At 56.5% G+C, this 223-nt stretch carries 1 pseudogene; it reads right to left on the bottom strand.

The features are described from left to right. Positions 1–223: pseudogene (locus NE584_RS19560) on the bottom strand (DNA primase); the annotation flags it as partial.

The raw sequence follows: 223 nt of genomic DNA, 5'->3' as shown, positions 1-223 counted from the left end.
CGGAAATAGTCATACACCCCATGCTGGCCTTGACGGGCCAAACCTGCGTCCAACATTTCCTGCTGTGTGAAGCCCTTGCCTGCCAAGTACCGCACCAGATTATCCCAGCCTTGCGGAGCATATCCGCAACCGAATCGTTGGCAATCGGCCTGGCTGAAATTACGGCCATCAAGCAGTTTGCGCGCGGCGAGCGCGTCTTTGGTCATCAGCTGCGAGACGAAAA

It is taken from the genome of Clostridium sp. DFI.5.61 (assembly GCF_024462915.1).
GTDB classification, from domain to species: Bacteria; Bacillota; Clostridia; order Oscillospirales; family Oscillospiraceae; genus Lawsonibacter; species Lawsonibacter asaccharolyticus.
Note: the sequence above shows the minus strand (reverse complement) of the source record. Positions and strands in the feature narration are given on the sequence as shown.